The organism is Actinokineospora spheciospongiae (assembly GCF_003182415.1).
GTDB classification, from domain to species: domain Bacteria; phylum Actinomycetota; class Actinomycetes; order Mycobacteriales; family Pseudonocardiaceae; genus Actinokineospora; species Actinokineospora spheciospongiae.
In genome coordinates, this window is sequence record NZ_QHCP01000005.1 from 565847 (window position 1) to 581963 (window position 16117).

Consider the following 16117-nt stretch of genomic DNA (forward strand, 5'->3'; position numbering starts at 1 on the left):
GGCCTACCTCGGGAACGGGTCGAAGTCGACGGGGAAGTTCAGCGGGAACCGGCGGGGTTTGCGGCCGGTGGCCCGCGCGTAGGCGTTGGCGATCGCCCCCACTGCGGCGGGGACGCCCAGTTCGCCCGCGCCGCCGGGGGCGCCGGTGGTGGGCATGGTGAAGATGCGGACGTCGGTGGGGGAGTCCTTCTGGCGGGCGTAGTGGAACTGCGAGTAGCTGCCCTCCAGGGGCAGGCCCCGGTCGATGTGCAGGCCCGCGCGCAGCGTGGTGGAGATGCCGTCGGTGAGGGCGCCCAGCAGTTGCGACTCCAGGCCGCGCGGGTTGATCACGCGGCCGGTGTCCACGGCGATGGTCGCCCGCACCACCCGGGGGTCGGCCGGGTCGCGGGCGTCGAGCTCCACCAGGTAGACCACGCAGGACTTGTACTCCTCGTGGAAGGCGATGCCCTGGGCGAACCCGGCGGGCATCGCCCGGCCCCACTGGCCCTCGGTGGCGGCCTTGGCGAGCACGGCGCGCTGCCGGTCGGTCTTGAGGAATTCCCGGCGGAAGGCCACCGGGTCGCGGCCCATCGACCGGGCGAGTTCGTCGATGACGATCTCCTCGGCGCCGCGGGTGTTGGCGGAGTAGACCGACCGCCAGCTCCCGGTGTGCATCTTGAGCGGGACCTCGGTCAGCGACTGGCCGGTGAGCCCCAGGTTGTACGGGGACTTGATCGTGGTCAGGAAGACGACCTGGGCGAAGACCAGGCCGCCCGCGACCGGTAGCTGCGCGGCCTCGGCGGTGATCGCGTCGCCCACCCCGTGGCCGAAGTCGGTCTCCACACCGGCCACGCGGTGCTCGAAGCTGACGACGTTGCCCAACGCGTGCACGGCGCGGATCTTGTGGTGGCTGGCGGCGCGGGCCCGGCCGTGGCGCATGTCGTCGACCCGCGACCACATCAGCTTCACCGGCCTGCCCACCGCCCTGGAGACCAGGGCGGCCTCCAGCGCGGCGTCGGCGAAGAGCCTGCGGCCGAAGGAGCCGCCGCCCTGGGTCACGTGCACGGTGACCTTGTCCACCGGCAGCCCGAGGGCCTTGGCGATGCCCTCCTGGGCGTTGATCGGCGACTTGAGCCCGGCCCACACCTCGGCCCGGTCGGCGCGCACGTCGGCGACGGCGGAGTTGGTCTCCATCGGGGCGTGGCTGACGAAGGCGAAGTCGAACTCCGCGTCGACCGCGCGGCCCAGCAGCGGCGGTCCGCCGAACCCCGGCGCGGCGGCGCGCAGCTTCGCCGTGATCGTGTCGTCGGACTCGTCGTCGACCGTGCCGCCGTTCCAGGTGACGGCCAGCGCCTCCTTGGCGTCGAGCGCCTGGCCGAAGGTCTCCGCGACCACGGCCACACCGGTGGGGATCACCGCCAGGGCGAGCACACCGGGCATGGCGCGCACGACGGCCTCGTTGTCCACCGAGCGGACCGTGCCGTTGATCGTGGGCGCCCGGCGCACCATCGTCGGCAGCGCGCCGGGCACGTCGAGGTCGAGGGTGTAGCGCTGCTTGCCGGTGACCATCGCCCGCGCGTCGATCCGGGAGGTGGGGGTGCCCACGACGGTGAAGTCGCGCTCGGGCTTGGGGGTGACCAGGCCGACGAACAGCTTCGGGTCCGCCGCGGCGGCGGCCAGGTCGCCGTAGCGGGCGGTGCGGCCGTCGGTGGCGGTGATGACGCCCGCACGGGTGGTGAGCGCGCCGGTCGGCACCCGCAGCCGCGCCGCCGCCGCGGCCAGGAGCCGGGCCCTGGCCAGGGCGGCGGCGTTGCGGATCGGGCCGTAGACCGAGCGGATGGTGTTGGAGCTGCCGGTGAGCTGGTTGAACAGCAGCTCCGGTCGGGCGTCGTCGAGTTCCACCCGGACCCGCTCGACCGGCAGGTCCAGCTCCTCGGCGACCAGCATGGCGGCGGCGGTGGTGATGCCCTGGCCGACCTCGGCGCGCGGCAGCCGCAGCGTGGCCGTGCCGTCGGGGTCGACCCGCAGGACCAGCATGTGCGCGGTCGGGGTGCCCGCCAGGATCAGCACGTCGCCCAGGTCCAGGATGTCGGCCGGGGCGGGCAGGGAGGGGAGGACGGCGTCCGCGGTGGGGGTGTCCAGCAGGTTGCCCGCCACGGTGAGCGTGGGGGCGGCCACCAGCAGGGTGAGCACGGTCCGCCTGCCGATCCGCGAGCTGGTCATCAGCGCCTCCTCGAACCGGGACCGGATGACGACCCTATGTGGGCGAAGCGGCCGAGGGCAACGGTGCGTAGTCACCTGGGCGACTTCTGCTCACTCTGTGCGGCACCCGTGCGCCCGATTGTGTGTACAACCACACTCTCTGCGGCCGGACGGCCCAGGGCGCGCGCGGTGTGCGGCGGCGGCGCGGGGGCCGATCAGCTCGCGTTGCGCTTCAGGATCTCCACGTGCAGGGGGTGGTCCTCACCGTCGCCGAGCCAGGCGCGCGCCTCGTCGGTCAGGGTGCGCAGGACGTGCCAGCCGAAGGAGTCCGCGGAGGGCAGCCTGCCGTCCTTCGACGGCGCCGCCGCGCTCACCCGGATGCCCGCGGCGGTGGAGTGGAACGCGCAGGTCAACTGGGCGCCCGGCCGGGCAAGGGCGATCACCTGCGAGCACACCTCGTCCACCGCCAGGCGCAGGTCGGCGATCGCGTCGACGGTCAGGTCCGCCCCCATCGCCACGGTCGCGGCGACCCCGCGCACCACCGGCAGGCTGCCGAACTCGGCGGGCAACCGCAGTTCCACCCGGTTGTGCGCTGTCTCCGACACAGTCATGCTCCTCAGTCCCCACACTCAGCACGGCGGCCATCCCTCCCGGCGGACGCACGCCCCGGCTGGCTACCCCGGGCGATCGCGTTCGACACGCCTTTCCAGGGCTCGGTTCGGCGGACCCCGCCCGGTCCCGACTAATATCGCCGCGGGACGTTGAGCAGCCAGCGGCCCTCGTCCCCATGCTCCGTTCCGGAAGGGCTGCCATGAGTACGTCCGAGATGTTGACGGTCGAAGCGGGCGACAACGCCGAGGCCATCCTGTTGCGCGTGCGCGGTGAGATCGACATGGGCACCGCCCCCATCCTGCGCCGCGGCCTCGACGACGCCGCCGCCCGCCGCACCGACGAGCGCCCCGTGGTGCTCGACCTCAGCGGGGTCGGCTTCCTCGCCTCCGCCGGGCTCGCCCTGCTGGTGGAGTACCACCGCACCCTGCTCGACCGGGGCGCGGCGCTGCGGGTGGTCAGCAACGGCGGGCCGGTGCTGCGCGCCATCCAGGTCAGCTCCCTGGACAAGGTCCTCACCGTCTACCCCTCCGCTGAGGCCGCCCTGGCCGCGGACCACGCCTCCGGCTGAGCGGGCTCAAGCTCGGGGGTTTGGGGGCCTGCCGTGCCTGTGTCCTGTGAAGCGCCGAGGCTTGTGGTGGTGCCGGGTGGATGTGCTTCGGCTCAGGCCCGGTCGTTTGGTGGGTGGTGCCCGGCTGGGTGGATGTGTTTGGCCGGGGCCCCTATGGCGATCATGTGCTCCAGTGTGACCGGGTGGGGCTGAAAAGATGCCCCACCGCCCAGAGAGGCTGTCACATGATCGCCACCCCCGGCCAAACACATCCACCCACCCGGGCATCTGCTTAGCCGGGCCGCCGGTTTTGGGGGTGGTCGGCTGGCCGAGCACATCCACCCACCCGGGCATGTCTGTGGTCGGGCTGGTGGTTTTCGGGGTGGCCGGTCTGCGTTGAGGACATCCACCCACCCGGGCATGTCTGTAGCCGGGCCGGCGGGTTGTGGGTGGTCGGTTGTTCTTGCTGTGCCGGTGGGGTTCGCGGTGGCGGGCGTTGAGGACAGGCCCCGGTGGGGTCACATCCGCCCGGCGGTGTGCCGGTACAGCAGTGCCGCGACGTCGTCGTCGTGGCCGTGTTCGGGGGCCAGTCCGGTGATCACCCGGTGCAGTGCCTCGTCCAGTGTCGGTGCGTCCCCGGCTTCCACGAGTGCTCGCACGGCCCGTTCGATGCCGTCGTCGATGACCTCCCCGCGCCGTTCCACCAGGCCGTCGGTGTAGAGCAGGACGGTGCAGCCGTCCTCCAGGGTCACCGTGGCCTGCGGGCGCGCCGCGGTGCCGCGCACCGCCAGCGGCACCGAACTCGCCCCGTCCAGCTTGCTGGTGCGCCCGCCCCGGCCCGCGACGAGGCCGGGCAGGTGTCCCGCGCTGCTGTAGACGAGGGTGCCTGCCTGGTCGTCGACGATCGCGCAGAACACCGTGGTGCAGGTGGCGCCGGGCAGCAGTTCGGCGAAGTCGTCCAGGGCGGTGAGCACCTGGGCCGGGTCGATCGCCTGTTGCAGCAGTGCGCGGCAGGCGCTGCGGAGTTGGCCCATCACCGACGCCGCGCGCAGCCCGCGGCCCACGCAGTCACCCACCACCACGCCCACCCGGTGCTCGTCGAGGCGCACCACGTCGTACCAGTCGCCGCCGACCTCCAGCGGTTCCAGGGCGGGCTCGTAGCGCACGGCGAAGCCCTCGGGCAGGTCGGTGGGGCCGAGGATGGAGCGCTGCAGCGTCACCGCCACGGTCCGCTGCTCGTCGAACGAGCGGGCCCGGGTCAGCGCCAGGCCGAGCTGCGCGCACAGCGAGCCGAACAGGTACCGGTCCACATCGGACACCCGCTGCGGCGGGTCCAGCTCCAACCAGACGGCGGTCTCCTCGCCCCCGGCGTCCAACCGGGCGGCGATGCCCAGCGAGCGCCGGTCCGCCCCCGGTTCGGGCACCACCTGCGGGGTGCGGGTGCGCCGGGCGGCGTCCAGCGCCGAGCGGGCGTGGGCGGGCAGGTCGTCCCAGCCGCGCCCGTCGGCGTCGGCCACCACCTCGGGCCGGTCGCCCCGGGTGCCCGACCCCTCCGAACCCCGGGACCAGGCGACCGCCACCGCGGGCCGGGTCGACCACGCCCCGCCCAGGCCACTGCTGCCCGCCGCCAGCACCTCGCCCACGTCGGTGGCGTCGGCCAGCGCGGCGGCGAAGGTGGCCAGGGCGGCGTCGCGCTCGGCGGCCACCCGGTCGGAGGTCACGTCGCGCACGGTGCCGACGAACAGCTTCGGGCCCGCGCCCAGCGGCGGCACCTCGTTGACGCTCACCGCCAGCCACACCCGGCGCCCGGTGTCGCGCCGGGCGGGCACCTCGAACCGGCCGCCGCCCCCGGCCAGCGCCTGGTCCAGGGCCTCCTCCAGCCGCTGCGCGGCGCGCGGGTCGACCTCGCTGACCGGCCACCACGGGTAGGGGCGCGGGTAGGGCAGGCCGCGGGCGTCGAAGCCGAGGATCTGCCCGCAGGCGGCGTTCATCTCCAGGATCGTGCCCGCCGCGTCCATCATGAAGAACCCGTCGTCCAGCGACTCCACCAGCGCCGCCCGCCAGGCCGCCTGGTGGCTGCGCAGCCGGGCCAGCTCCAGGTTCGACCGCACCCTGGCCACCAGCTCTTGGGCGGAGAACGGCTTCGACAGGTAGTCGTCCGCGCCCGCGGCCAAGCCCTCGATCGCGGCCTCCTCACCCGCCCGCGCCGACAGCAGGATCACCGGGATGTGCTCGGTGCTGGGGTTGCCGCGCAGCGCGGCCAGCAGCCCGTACCCGTCCAGGCCGGGCATCAGCACGTCGGTCAGCACCAGGTCCGGCCTGCCCCGGCGGACCGCGGTCAGGGCCTCGTCGCCGTTCGCCGCGACCGCCACCTCCCAGTGCCTGCTCAGCAGCCGCACCAGGAACCCGCGCAGGTCGGCGTTGTCCTCCACCACCAGCACCCGGGAGCCGCCGGTGGCGCGCGGGTCGGCCCGCGGCAGCGCCTCCACCCAGGACGTGCCCCCGCTCCAACCCAGCGCCTCGTCCAGGTACGCCTCGGCGACCGCGCCGCGCGCCGGGGTGGCGGTGCCCGGGGAAGCCTCGCCGTAGGGCAGGGTCACGGTGAACGTGGTGCCCACCCCCAGCTCGCTCGCCGCGTGGATGTCGCCGGAGTGCAGGTGCACCAGCTCCGCTGCCAGGGCCAGCCCGATGCCGGTGCCCTCGCGGGAGCGGGCGGCGGGCTCGCGGACCCGGTGGAACCGGTCGAACAGCCGGGGCAGCTCGTGGGCCGGGATGCCCAGGCCGGTGTCGGTCACGGTCAGCACGGCCCGGCCGCCGCGGTCGGCGACGGCCACCTCGATCGAGCCGGTGAGGGTGAACTTCAGCGCGTTCGACAGCAGGTTCAGCACCACCCGCTGCCACATGTCGCGGTCGACCGCCACCTCCCTGGGCAGCGGCGGGGCGTCCACCCGCAGCTCCAGGCCCGCCCGCTCGACCGCCGGGCGGAACGAGTCGGCGATCGCGGCGGTGAACACCGACAGGTCGGTGGCGCCGGGCTCGGCCCGCAGCGAACCGCTCTCGATCCGGGTGAAGTCGAGGATGTTCTCCACCATCCGCACCAGCCGGGCGGCGTTGCGGCGGATCACCTCCACCCGCTCGCGCTGCGCGGGCGGCAGCGGCTCGACCACGTCGACCAGCGCGTCCTCGGCGGGACCGGCGATGAGCGTCAGCGGGGTGCGCAGCTCGTGGCTGACGTTGGCGAACAGCTCGGTCTTGGCCCGGTCCAGCTCGGCCAACGACTCGATCCGCCCGCGCTCGGCGTCGTGCGTGGCCGCGTTCGCCAGGGCAGCGGACACCGCCGCTGCCACCAGGTCGAGGAATTCGCGGTACCCCGACGACAGGTCCAGCATCGGGTTCGGCACCGCGACGAGCACCCCGCCCACCCCCGTCAGCGAGGTCAGCGGCAGCGCCAGCGCGCGCGCCCCGCCGCCGGGCGGTTCCGGCAGCCACGCCGCCTCCCCGTCGGCGAACACCGTGCGCAGCACCTCGACCACCGGGTCGGGCCCCACCAGGTTGATCGTCAGCGGCGCGGACTCGCGGTGGACCGCGCCCGCCAGGACGAGCTGCTCGCCGTCGAGCAGGTAGAGCAGCGCCCGGGGCACGTCCTCGGGGTCGTCGGCGAGCGCGGTGGCGGTGACCCGGCCGATCCGCTCGGTGTCCGACAACCCGGTCAGCAGCGTGCCGAGCCTGCCCAGCGCGCGCATCCGCCGCTCGCCCAGCACCCGGCCGGTGGTCTCGGTGACCAGGCACAGCACCCCGCCGACGTACACCGCGCCGTCCCCGCCCCCGGGGTCGTCGACGAACACCGGGTCGTAGGAGACGTCGAAGTAGGTCTGCTCCAGGAAGCCGTGGCGCTCGATCGAGAACGGGTGGTCCTGCGCCCAGAACGGGGTGCCGGTGCGGTGGACGCGGTCCAGCAGCGGCGCCAGCACCTCCCACAGCTCGCCCCAGTTCTCCTCGGCGGGCCGCCCCAGCGCGCGGGGGTGCTTGTCGCCGATGGTCGGGGCATAGGCGTCGTTGTAGACGGCGATCCGCTCCGGCCCCCAGAACAGCACCATCTGCTGGCGGGAGGAGATCATGGTGCGCACCACCGACCGAAGCTGCGGGTGCCAGCCCTCGGCGGGCCCGAGCGGGGTGCGCGCCCAGTCGACCGCGGCCAGCAGTCCGGTCACCGGGTCCGACCCGGTGAACGGCGGGCCGGACCGCCCGCTCTCGTGCTCGACCGCCAACCCAGCCGCCTTCCCGTCGTCGCCGGGGACAGTATCCGGGCAGAACCCGGGTGCCCGCACGACGCGGTGTCCGGCCGGGGTGGGCGGGGCGGGCTAGATTGAGCGCACTCAACCCGTGATGGCCGAGAGGGGCGTGGAAGGTTGACGGCACCACTGGCCCGCGCGCACCCGGTGCCCACCGCGCGCGACCACACCGCGCTGTTCTACCGGGACCACGACGAGTACCTCGACTGCGTCGCCGCCTTCGTGCGCGAGGGCGTCCTCGGCGGCGAGTCGGTGACCGTGGCCGTGCCCGCCCCGAACCTCGGACCGCTGCGCGACCGCTGCGCCGACGACGGCGTCGGCGACCGGGTGCGCTGGCTCGACATCGCCGACGTCGGCGGCAATCCCGGCAGGCTCGTCCCCGCCGTGCTGCACCCGGTGCTGCACCTGGGCGCCCGGGTCGTCACCGAGGTGGTCTGGCCGGGGCGCGCGCCGATGGCCTACCCGTCCTGCGTGCGGTACGAGGCGCTGACGAACTCCCTGCTCGACGGTCGGGCCGTGCGGGTGCTCTGCCCCTACGACGCCCGGCGGCTGCACCCGAGGGAGCTGGCCGACGCGCTGGCGACCCACCCCGGGGTGCTGGAGCACGGCGCCCGGCGACCCAGCCCCGGTTACGCCCCGCAGGTCGCGCTGGAGACCTACAACCAGCCCTTCCCCGACACGACCGAGGCCGCGGTCGAGCTGGAGGTCGACAGCGGACGGTTGGCGAACGCGCGCGGCCTCGCGGGCGAGCGCGCCCGCGCCGTGGGCCTCGACGAGGAGCAGGCGGGTGACGTGGCGCTGGTGGTCACCGAACTGCTCACCAACAGCGTCGAGCACGGCGGCGGCGCGGCCGTGCTGCGGCTGTGGGCCGACGCGGGCGGCCTGGTGTGCGAGGTGCGCGACCGGGGCAGGCTGGTCGACCAGCTCGCGGGCCTGCGCCCGGCCCCGCACGACCAGCCCAACGGCCGCGGTCTGCTGCTGGTGAACACCCTCGCCGACCTCGTCGCGGTGCACACCGGTGCGGGCGGGACGACGATCCGCGCGCACTTCGCCCGCAGAACGGGTGCTTGACCCGGCGGAAGACCGGGTACGTCCCCAGGCAGTGACAGTCAGATCCTGATTGCGACCTGGAGGACGAGGAGATGACCGAGCACCCCCGCGGCATGGCCCGCAGGCTCGTCGCCGTCACCCGCGGTGGCGGTGCCGACCCGCGTGGCACCGACGGTGCGCTCGACGTGCTGACCGGTCCCGACCGCCACGAGCGCCTGACCGCCGTGCTGCACGAACTGGTGGTCGCCACCGCCGACATGATGCTGCTGCGCGCCGACACCCCGGTGGCGGAGAAGGCCTTCGTGCTCGACCTGCGCGACGAGGACGGTCAGCCCGTCGTCGTCGACCAACTCGACCCGCCGGTCCGCGCGCTGGTGCGCGCCCTGCTCGCCGAGCTGAACGGCAGGCCGGAGGACACCGACTTCCAGCTTTCCCTGGCGCTGCGCGAGGACGAGCGCTACGACCCGGTCGACGTGCTGGTCCTGGCTCTGCTGTGGACGGTCGGCTCCATCGAGTGGTGCGAGGAGAACGACGCACCCACCCCGGGCTGGCTCGTGTAACCGGTGTGGACGTGGGTACTCGGTCCCCATGTGCCACTACAGCCACACCGCCACCGCGGCCGTTCCAGCGGACGAGGTCTTCGCCTACCTCGCCGACGTCCGCCACCTGCCCGAGTTCTTCCCCAGAATGGTCAGCGCGGAACCCGTGGGGGAACAACCATCCGGGAACCGGGAGGTGGCGATCGAGACCGATGTGGACGGTGAACGGGTCGCCGCCAAGGCCTGGGTGCTGGTCGACCCGGAGACCCGCTCCCTGCGCTGGGGCGCGGACGGCCCCAACGACTACCACGGCTGCCTCCAGGTGACCGACATCGGTGCCGGGGAGTGCTCGATCGAGGTCTCCCTGCACACCGCGCGCACCGACGACCCGGACATCCAGTCGGGGATCGAGATGACCGTGGCCCAGCTCACCCAGGCCGTCGCCGCCGCCTGACCCCCCTCGAAGGCCCCGTCGTGGAACGTGTTCGGCCCGAACCGGGCACGCGGAACCGCCAGGTGTCGGTGAGCGGGTGGCATGAGCGGGTGGCAGTGGACTACTTCATGGCGGCGAGCTGGATCAGGTTGCCGCAGGTGTCGTCGAAGACGGCGACGACCACCGGCCCCAGGTCCGTCGCGTCCTGGGTGAACCGCACACCCAGCCCCTTGAGGCGCTCGACCTCGGCGGGCACGTCGTCCACGGCGAACTGGGTGAACGGGATGCCGTCGGCGACCAGCGCCTCCTTGAACGGGCCCGCCGCCGGGTGGCCGTCCGGCTCCAGCAGCAGTTCGACACCGTCCGGGTCGGCGGGGGAGACCACGGTGAGCCAGCGGGCCTCACCGGTGGGCACGTCGGTCTTCTTGGTGAATCCCAGCTTCTCGGTGTAGAAGGCCAGCGCTTTGGCCTGGTCGTCGACGAACACGCTGGTGATGTTGACGCGGATCACGGGTTCGGTTCTCCTGGGGTGGGGGGCCACCGCTCCACTATGGAGCGCAGCGGGCCCGTGTCGATGTGGTGGAACTTGTACCGGCCTTCCCGCCGGGTGCGCACCAGGCCCGCCTGTTCGAGCACCGCGAGGTGTTGCGAGATGGCCTGGCGCGAGGAGCCCAGGCCGTGCTTCATCGTCAACCTGCCGCAGATCTCGAACAGCGTCTGACCGTCCTTGTCGGTCAACTCGTCCAGGATGGTGCGCCGCGTCGCGTCGCCGAGGGCCTTGAACAGCTCGGGGTCCGCGTCCACGAGCACAGTTATACGCAAGCCGTCACTTGCCTGTCAAGGCGGGGCGGGCCGGGGGAGCGCCCCCCGACCCACCCGGGGTCGCACCTCAGCCGGTCGTGTTGGCGCGGGTGATGAAGTCGATCAGCTCCTGGTCGGGGCCGCAGAACTCCTGCTCGATCCGCGCCGCGTTCTCCTCGTACATCCGGTACAGGGAGTCGCGCAGCCCGCTGTCGCCGCCGTGGAACTGCTCCAGCAGGCCCATCCACTCGCGGGCCAGCTCGCGGGCCTCCGGCGTGCCGGGGTCCATGCCCGCCGCGACCGCCGCCCGAACGCGGGGGATGAGCACCTGCCAGGCCTGCTCGGCACCCGCGATGGTGTCCTCGCCCAATCGTTCCCGGCGCTCGGCCAGTTCGGCGAGCTGGGTCTGGTCGAAGTACCTCTGCATCGTCTCGTCCACTGTGGTCACCTTCCGGATCAGGTCCAGGAAGTCGGTGACGTCGGCGCGCCGGTCCCCCCGGACCGCCGTCAGCACGGTGCCCAGTTGCGCGCGCAGTGTGCGCAGGGCCGTGATCCGGTCGTCGAGGTGTTCGCGGTGCCGGGCGAGCAGCGGCTCCAGGGGAGCGTCGCCCGCCAGGACCCGACCGATGGCCTCCAGGGACAGTCCGATCTGGCGCAGGGCCAGGACCCGGTAGAGGCGGACCACGTCCGCCTCCCCGTACAGGCGGTGGCCCGCCTCGGTCCGCGCCGACGGGCTGACCAGGCCCAGGCGGTCGTAGTGGTGCAGGGTGCGCACCGTGAGACCCGCCGCCTCGGCGAGCTGCCCGATCTTGTGGAGTTGCCCCATCGCGCCGTTCACCTCCTCCCACCGGCCCGTTCGCGCCGGCACGGACGACGCTAAGTCCTGACGTCGCGTCAGGTGCAAGGCCGATTTCCGGTCAGCCCTCCGCGAGGGTGTCGAGGATCTGCTGACCGTACTTGGCCAGCTTGTTCTCCCCGACGCCGCTGATGGTGCCCAGCGCCGCCAGGTCGGCGGGGTGCTGCGCGGCTATGGTGCGCAGGGTGGCGTCGTGGAAGATCACGTAGGCGGGGACGCCCTGCTCCTTGGCGGTGGCGGCCCGCCAGGCGCGCAGGCGCTCGAAGACCGGGGCGGCCTCGGTGGACAGCGCCACGGCCGGGGTGGCGGCCCGCTTCGACCGGGTGCCGCCGCCGCTGCCCGCCGGGCGCTCGGGTTCGCGGCGGAGCATGACCTGGCGGGACCGGCCCAGGACCTCGGTGCTGGCCCCGGTCAGGTGCAGCGTGCCGTAGTCGCCCTGCACCGCGAGCAGTCCCTGGGCCAGGAGCTGGCGGACGACCCCGCGCCACTCCTGGTCCCTGAGCTCGGTGCCCTTGCCGAAGGTGGCGAGCTGGTCGTGCCGGTGCTGGGTGATCTTGTCGGTCTGCTTGCCCAGCAGGATGTCGATGATCTGACCCGCGCCGAAGTGCTGGTTGCGCTCCTTGTCCAGGCGCCAGACCGCGGACAGCAGCTTCTGCGCGGCGACCGTGCCGTCCCAGGACTCCGGCGGGGTCAGGCAGGTGTCGCAGTTGTCGCACTTGCCCTCGGCGGTCTGGCCGAAGTAGTTCAGGAGCTGGCCGCGGCGGCACTCGACCGTCTCGCACAGGGCCAGCATCGCGTCGAGGTGCGCGCTGAGCCTGCGGCGGTGGGCCAGGTCGCCCTCGGACTGGTCGATCATCTTGCGCTGCTGCACCACGTCGGCGAGGCCGTAGGCCAGCCAGGCGGTGGACGGCAGCCCGTCGCGGCCCGCGCGACCGGTCTCCTGGTAGTAGCCCTCGACCGACTTGGGCAGGTCGAGGTGCGCCACGAACCGGACGTCCGGCTTGTCGATGCCCATGCCGAAGGCGATGGTCGCGACCACGACCAGCCCGTCCTCGCGCAGGAACCGCGACTGGTTGCGCGCCCGCGTCCCGGCGTCGAGGCCCGCGTGGTACGGCACAGCCGGAACCCCGTTCTGCGACAGGAATTCCGCGGTCTTCTCCACCGTGGCGCGCGAGAGGCAGTAGACGATGCCCGCGTCGCCCGCGTGCTCGGTGCGGATGAGGTCGAGGACCTGCTTCTGCGGGCCGGCCTTGGGCACGATCCGGTACTGGATGTTCGGCCGGTCGAAGCTGGCCACGAAGTGCCGGGCCTGACCCAGGTCGAGGCGTTCGGCGATCTCGGTGTGCGTGGCCTCGGTGGCGGTCGCGGTCAGCGCGATGCGCGGCACGTCCGGCCACCGCTGGTGCAGCTCCGACAGCGCCAGGTAGTCCGGGCGGAAGTCGTGGCCCCACTGCGACACGCAGTGCGCCTCGTCGATGGCGAACAGCGCCACCTTCCCCCGGCCCAGCAGGTCCACGGTGGAATCCAGCCGCAGCCGTTCCGGCGCCAGGTAGAGCATGTCCAGCTCACCGGAGAGGAAGTCGCGCTCGACCTCGCGGCGCTGGTTGTGGTCCTGGGTCGAGTTGAGGAACCCGGCGCGCACACCGACGTTGCGCAGCGCGTCGACCTGGTCCTGCATCAGCGCGATCAGCGGGGAGATCACCACGCCCACGCCGTCGCGGACCAGCGACGGGATCTGGTAGCACAGCGACTTGCCGCCGCCGGTGGGCATCAGCACCAGCGCGTCGCCGCCGCCGACCACGGTGTCGATGATCTCGGCCTGCTCGCCGCGGAAGGCCTCGTAGCCGAAGACCCGCCGCAGCACCTCCAGCGGCGACTCCGGTTCGCGCGGGCGCGCGGGCACCGCGACCTCGGCCGCGAACTCGGCGGCCTCGGCGGTCGTCGCGGGCCGGGTGGTCCCCGCGGTCGGGGCCGGGTCGAAGTACTCGGGCTCGTCGAACTCGTCGGGCTCCGGTGGCAGCGGGAGGTCCGCGTAGTCGGTGGCGAAGTCGGCGACGCTGTACTCGGTGTGGTGGGCGGACACGCGGCGATACTACGGCGATCGGCCGACACGGCGGCGACCGCCGCGTCCCGCCTGTGGACAACTCGGGGTCGCCCCAGGTCAGGATGCGGCGGTCAGCTCGGGACGGGTCGGCTCAGGGAGTGGTCCACTTCTGCTGCGCGGCGCCGGTGCACGCCCAGATCTGGGTCCGGGCACCGTCGTTCGAGCTGCCGTCGACCACGTCCAGGCACTTGTTCGCGGTGACGTTGACGATGTCGCGCGCCCCGCTGACCGCCCACCTCTGCGCGCCGGTGCCGTTGCACGTCCACAACTGGACCCGGGCGCCGTTCGCGGTGGACCCCGAGGTGACGTCGAGGCACTTGCCGAACGCCCTGATCGTGCCGTCGGTGCCGAAGGTCCAGCTCTGCGCGGGGTTCGACGAGCAGTTCGCGATCTGCACCGGGGTGCCGTCCGCGGTGGCGGCCCCGGCCACGTCCAGGCACTTGCCCGCGATGCCGGTGACCCGGCCGGTGCGCGGGGCGGTGCCGCCGTCCCCGCTGGTCACGTGCACGTAGTCGACCACGAGCTGGTTCGGGAACGGGGTCGAGCCGTTGGGGTCGCCCGGCCAGTAGCCGCCGACGGCGAGGTTGAGGATCATGTAGAAGGGGTGGTCGAAGACCCAGCGGTTGCCGCCGACGTCGGCGGTGGTCTTGGTGCTGTAGGCGTTGCCGTCCACCGACCAGACGATCCGGCCGGGGGTCCAGTCGACGGCGAAGGTGTGGAAGCCGTCGGCGAAGGTGGGGCCGCTGTAGCCCGCGCCGATGCCGCCGGAGCCGGAGTAGCCGGGGCCGTGGATGGTGCCGTGCACGGTGTTGGGCTCGAAGCCGACGTTCTCCATGATGTCGATCTCGCCGGAGTTGGGCCAGCCGACGCTGCCGATGTCGCTGCCCAGCATCCAGAACGCGGGCCACATGCCCTGCCCGCGCGACATCTTGATCCTGGCCTCGTAGTGGCCGTAGGTCTGGGTGAAGGTCTGCGCGGTGGACAGCCGCGCCGAGGTGTACTCGCAGCGGCCGTACCAGCACTGGTGGTTGCCGGGGTTCTCCCGCTTGGCGGTGATGACCAGGTTGCCGTTGCCGTCGAGGGCGGCGTTGTTGGTGCCGCTGGTGTACCACTGGCGCTCGTGGTTGTTGACGTTGTCGCCGGTCTCGAAGCGCCACTTCGAGCCGTCGACCGGCGCCCCGGCGGGGCCGTTGAAGTCGTCGGTGAAGGTGGCCGCCGCGGCGCTGACGTCGGCGGCGGGCGCCGCCTGGGCGTCGGTGCCGGGGGAGAGCGGGACCACCAGGGCGGCCACGGCCACGGCGGCCAGGGAGAACGCGCCGCGGAGACGGGATCTGGTCGACTGCACTGTCACCGGTGTCACCTCTTTTGCGGACGCCACGGAGCACGCCTGCCCGGTCGGGGCCGGTGGGGCGCGTCGTGGGTGTTTGTGCGGGGTGACAACAAACTATGCCTGGTCCAGACCACTGCGAGCAAGGGGAACTTTTTCCCGAACGTCCCGGTGGTGCGGGATCGGTGCACGGGTGCTCACTTCGCGGGGGCGTCGCCACCGGCCCGCTCGGCCGCCCGCTTGCGGCGCTTGCCCTCGTGCATGGCCTGCACCCTGGCCACCGGGATGGTGTGCCCCTCGGCGACGAGGTCCCCGGGCAGCGCCACCGGCCGGGGCATCAGGTCGGCCCACGGGTCCCGGCCGCCGAGCAGCGCGGGCGCGGTGGTGATGGTGAAGTCGCCGGGGCGCGCGTCGTCGAGGTCGGACCAGGGCAGGGGGAAGGAGACCGGGAGGCCGGGGCGCCTGCGCGGGCTGTAGGCGGCGGCGACGGTCGCGCCGTGCGCGCGGGTGGAGTCCAGGAACACCCTGCCGTGCCGGTCGTCGCGGATGAACGCCGTCGTCGCCAGGTCGGGGTCGAGCCGCTCGGCGCGGGCGGCCAGCGCGCGCATCGCCGCGGCCATGTCGTCGGCGCTCTCCTCCTCCGTCACCGGGACGAAGATGTGCAACCCCTTGGCGCCGCTGGTCTTCACCACGCCCGCCAACCCGCAGTCCTCCAGCGCCCGGCGCACCAGGTGCGCCGCGCGGACGGCAACGGCGAAGTCGCCGCCCTCGGGCGGGTCGATGTCGAGGACCAGGTGCGTCGGCCTGCCCGGCCGGGCGGCGGTGGCCAGCGTCGGGTGGTACTCGATCGCCCGCTGGTTGCCGAACCACAGCAGCGTGCGGCGGTCGTCGCACAGCGCGTAGGAGATCTCCCGCTTCGACGACTCCGCCCACACCGGCACCGTCCTGACGAACGACGGGGTGTACTTGGGGACGTTCTTCTGCATGAACGCGTCCTGCCCGCGCAGCACCCGCACCACGGACAGCGGCCTGCCCGACAGCACGGGCAGGAACCGGTCGGCCACGGCGTCGAGGTAGTCGACCAGGTCGCGCTTCGTCGCGCCCGCGCCGTCGAACAACTCCTGGTCCAGGTTGGTGAGGCTCACGCCGTCCCTGGTCTCGCCCTTGTCGCCGCTCATCGCCCCACCCTGCCCACCCCGGGCACCCCCGGCAACCTCGCCACCGGCGCGGGAACGCGCGGGGCCGGTCCGCCGCGGGGTTTGTGCGGGATGCGCAATGCAGTGGCGGAAAGGGATGGTTGTCCGCTGGTGACAATGTCGGAAGAAATTGTGCGCACACCCGGACGTTCACCGTTTGGGTGCCTTCCACCAGGGGT

At 73.1% G+C, this 16117-nt stretch carries 13 protein-coding genes; 4 read left to right on the forward strand and 9 right to left on the reverse strand.

Translation table 11 applies throughout. The features are described 5' to 3' along the window. Nucleotides 1-3: 3 nt before the first annotated feature. Both DFQ13_RS16785 and DFQ13_RS16790 read right to left on the reverse strand, forming a co-directional pair. Nucleotides 4-2202, reverse strand: coding sequence for a xanthine dehydrogenase family protein molybdopterin-binding subunit (locus DFQ13_RS16785; protein ID WP_110080435.1), 2199 nt, complete (start codon nucleotides 2200-2202; stop codon nucleotides 4-6). Between the two features lie 194 nt (nucleotides 2203-2396). Continuing rightward, nucleotides 2397-2786 (reverse strand): ATP-binding protein, encoded by a 390-nt coding sequence (locus DFQ13_RS16790; protein WP_161784529.1) that lies wholly within the window; start codon nucleotides 2784-2786, stop codon nucleotides 2397-2399. 206 nt (nucleotides 2787-2992) lie between these two features. Here DFQ13_RS16790 and DFQ13_RS16795 point away from each other — a divergent pair, with 206 nt between their 5' ends. Further along, nucleotides 2993-3361, forward strand: coding sequence for an STAS domain-containing protein (locus DFQ13_RS16795; RefSeq protein ID WP_063936028.1), 369 nt, complete (start codon nucleotides 2993-2995; stop codon nucleotides 3359-3361). A 497-nt stretch (nucleotides 3362-3858) separates the two neighbouring features. On the opposite strand, the gene DFQ13_RS16800 is transcribed toward DFQ13_RS16795, so the two are convergent. Next, on the reverse strand, nucleotides 3859-7608 hold the full coding sequence (locus tag DFQ13_RS16800) for a SpoIIE family protein phosphatase (RefSeq protein WP_110080437.1): 3750 nt from the start codon (nucleotides 7606-7608) through the stop codon (nucleotides 3859-3861). A 141-nt stretch (nucleotides 7609-7749) separates the two neighbouring features. Here DFQ13_RS16800 and DFQ13_RS16805 point away from each other — a divergent pair, with 141 nt between their 5' ends. The 3 genes from DFQ13_RS16805 (at nucleotide 7750) to DFQ13_RS16815 (ending at nucleotide 9675) form a co-directional block, all read left to right on the forward strand. Further along, nucleotides 7750-8703: a sensor histidine kinase gene (locus tag DFQ13_RS16805; RefSeq protein ID WP_233438444.1), complete on the forward strand. Its 954-nt coding sequence runs from the start codon at nucleotides 7750-7752 to the stop codon at nucleotides 8701-8703. Nucleotides 8704-8774: 71 nt separating this feature from the next. After that, nucleotides 8775-9242, forward strand: coding sequence for a hypothetical protein (locus DFQ13_RS16810; RefSeq protein ID WP_110080438.1), 468 nt, complete (start codon nucleotides 8775-8777; stop codon nucleotides 9240-9242). 28 nt (nucleotides 9243-9270) lie between these two features. Beyond that, nucleotides 9271-9675: an SRPBCC family protein gene (locus DFQ13_RS16815; protein ID WP_110080439.1), complete on the forward strand. Its 405-nt coding sequence runs from the start codon at nucleotides 9271-9273 to the stop codon at nucleotides 9673-9675. 100 nt (nucleotides 9676-9775) lie between these two features. Here the strand turns inward: DFQ13_RS16815 and DFQ13_RS16820 are convergent, their stop codons facing one another. The 6 genes from DFQ13_RS16820 to ligD form a co-directional block, all read right to left on the reverse strand. Continuing rightward, nucleotides 9776-10165: a VOC family protein gene (locus tag DFQ13_RS16820; protein WP_035285872.1), complete on the reverse strand. Its 390-nt coding sequence runs from the start codon at nucleotides 10163-10165 to the stop codon at nucleotides 9776-9778. Next, on the reverse strand, nucleotides 10162-10458 hold the full coding sequence (locus DFQ13_RS16825; protein WP_035285945.1) for an ArsR/SmtB family transcription factor: 297 nt from the start codon (nucleotides 10456-10458) through the stop codon (nucleotides 10162-10164). The genes DFQ13_RS16820 and DFQ13_RS16825 overlap by 4 nt, the downstream gene beginning before the upstream one ends. Before the next feature lie 85 nt (nucleotides 10459-10543). Then, entirely contained in the window at nucleotides 10544-11281 is a 738-nt protein-coding gene (locus tag DFQ13_RS16830) for a MerR family transcriptional regulator (RefSeq protein ID WP_110080570.1), read from the reverse strand. 91 nt (nucleotides 11282-11372) lie between these two features. Then, nucleotides 11373-13214, reverse strand: a complete 1842-nt coding sequence (recQ, locus tag DFQ13_RS16835; RefSeq protein WP_035285947.1) for a DNA helicase RecQ — start codon at nucleotides 13212-13214, stop codon at nucleotides 11373-11375. A 292-nt stretch (nucleotides 13215-13506) separates the two neighbouring features. Further along, nucleotides 13507-14766, reverse strand: a complete 1260-nt coding sequence (locus tag DFQ13_RS16840; RefSeq protein ID WP_407643173.1) for a family 16 glycosylhydrolase — start codon at nucleotides 14764-14766, stop codon at nucleotides 13507-13509. Nucleotides 14767-14939: 173 nt separating this feature from the next. Further along, nucleotides 14940-15920 (reverse strand): non-homologous end-joining DNA ligase, encoded by a 981-nt coding sequence (ligD, locus tag DFQ13_RS16845; protein WP_110080440.1) that lies wholly within the window; start codon nucleotides 15918-15920, stop codon nucleotides 14940-14942. Nucleotides 15921-16117: the final 197 nt, after the last annotated feature.